This window comes from Microtetraspora sp. AC03309, from assembly GCF_020826795.1.
GTDB classification, from domain to species: domain Bacteria; phylum Actinomycetota; class Actinomycetes; order Streptosporangiales; family Streptosporangiaceae; genus Microtetraspora; species Microtetraspora glauca.
On record NZ_JADDIL010000181.1, the window covers coordinates 1 to 2,391 of the forward strand.

General features: G+C 57.8%; 1 protein-coding gene and 1 pseudogene. Both read left to right on the forward strand.

The features are described 5' to 3' along the window. Window positions 1–633 (forward strand): annotated as a pseudogene (locus IMZ11_RS42105) (hypothetical protein); the annotation flags it as partial. Continuing rightward, window positions 630–2,391: ATP-binding protein (locus tag IMZ11_RS42110; protein WP_228649113.1), on the forward strand; the 1,762-nt coding region annotated here is incomplete at its 3' end. The pseudogene IMZ11_RS42105 and the gene IMZ11_RS42110, both read left to right, overlap by 4 nt.

Consider the following 2,391-nt stretch of genomic DNA (forward strand, 5'->3'; position numbering starts at 1 on the left):
CTTCACAAGGTGCATGGAAGCCTGAACTGGCGCTCATCAATCGAGCGGGATCCGCTCACCGGACTTGAGTCATTGGAAGTCAGGCAGAGTGCTGATGTCGCTGTCGGCGATGATCTCGTGCTCATCTACCCGACTGCGGCCAAAGAGTCCGACTCCTTGGCCTATCCCTATTCCGATCTTCTCCGACTCCTCGGAGATGCTGTACAGCAAGAAGATACGGCGATTCTTGCCGTCGGCTATGGATTCGCCGACCCTCACATCAACCGCCTGTTGCTGCGCAGTCTTGCAAGTAATCCTGCGCTCAACGTCTTCGTTGCCGACCCCAAGGCAGTGCTGAGCGACGAGGATCTGATGGCAGTGACTGACAATGCGGATGCCCTTGGCAGAACGTTGGGAGAATCGGGTGTAACACCGAAGTCTACGGCGATCGCAGCCCTTGCGACGGGTGCCGACTCGCGCATCGCTGTGCTTACCGGAGACTTCGGTAAGTTCTCTGAGCTCGCCGAATTGATGCCAGACACAAGCGCCCAAGGCAATGTCAGTCCACCAGCGGCGATAACGAGTTTGATCGAAGCCCTTGAGCGAGTGACGGGTCGGGTTACACCAGCGCTTCCTGGAGACGATGGAGCATGAGGGACGCGGGTGCGATCGGCCGGGTCATCGACGTGCGAAGCACGACAATCCGTGTCGCTTTGGAGGTCGGTGCAAAGGGTTTCACCAAGGTCGGTCCCGATGGACTCCAGACCGTTGGCGTTGTGAATTCTTACATCACTGTGCCGGCCGGAGCGCACCGCGTCGTCGGGATCGTCACAGCCGTGTACATCAGCGGCCAACAACAGCCCAAAGGGCGAGTCGAACTGCTCAGCCAAGACGATGCTGCTACATACGAACTCGAAGCGACTGTCGTTGGACGATTCGAGGGAGATGCCTTCAAATCTGGGCTAACTGGGTATCCGCCATTGCACGCCCCCGTGCAGGCGGCCACCCCGGGAGAAGTTAGGAACATCTTCCATCCGGGGGGAGGGCCGGCGCTAAGAATCGGAACCTCGGCCGTGGCCACGGAGCAGTCAGTCTACTTGGACGCAAACTTGCTACTTGGACATCATTGTGCCGTAGTAGGTTCGACCGGATCCGGTAAATCATGCACTGTGACCGCACTCATCGATGGACTTCTCGATCACGCAATCCCCAACGGGCACATTGTGATCTTCGATATCAACGGTGAGTACGCCCAGTCGTTTCCATCGTCGACCGTCCGAGGTAAGAAGACTCGCCCCTTGATTCTCGGGCCCCGGCCCGGCCCATCGAGTGGCCTGTTCCTGCCACATTGGTTCATGAACAACGAAGAGCACCTGACCTTGTTTAAGGCGAGTGAAGGAGTGCAGGCACCCGTGCTCCAGCGGTCGATCGCGGACGCTCGCGTGGCGGGTGCGTCGACAAATATTGAGCTGCTTCGACTCCAGAACCTTCTAAGTTCAATAGCTATCGTCGAGGGAGCGTTCTCCAACACGAAGAGTGGTTCGGACACGGTATTTGCTCAGCTTGAAGGTATGGATGCGTTGGTCCAGAAACAGATTGGTGAACCTTGCGCTTGTTCTGCACAGTGGGCACAAATCAAGGTCATCCTCGATGCCGGGATACCCCAAGCCAACGTTCTCAATGTCCAATGGACCCCGCTGACGGCACTTCAGAGGGACATCCTCGGCCGGATGTTCGTCGCTATCCGCAAAGAGATCTCCGATGCCTTCGGCACGCTCGGCATGGGTAGTTCTCAGGCGGCCCCAGACTTTGATGCGCCCGTTTACTATTCTCTGCAGCAACTCTGCGACTTCTTTCTGCCGAATCGGATCCAGTTAGAGCAGGCCGCCGACAGCAAAATCGCAGGTTATGTAGCAACCCTTCAAATGCGCCTGAGCCGGCTGCTAGCTGACGGACGATACGACTTCATCACCCGGGTAGAGAAGCACGCCGATCCGCTCGGCAAGTACCTCAAGGCTCTAATGGGCGTTGATCCAACTCGTGAAGGTGCCGACTCCGATTGGCCTGCGACGAAGGCTTATCGCGATCAATCCGCGACCCATGGGGCTGGCCCATCCGTGACTGTCTTCGACCTGAGCCTTGTTGCTAATGACGTGCTCGAGAACGTCACTGCATTGCTGGGCCGCATCCTGTTCGACTTTGCGGTACGCAGCCAGCCACGAGCGGAACACCCTCTGCTGTTAGTGCTCGAAGAGGCACATCGGTTCATCCCGTCGCGACGAGATGCCGGTGCAGCTGGAAGCCGATCATCGCTGGTTTTCGAGCGGATCGCCAAGGAAGGTAGGAAGTTTGGCCTGTCTCTACTGCTGGCGAGTCAGCGGCCGAGTGAACTCAGTGAAACTGTTGTAGCGC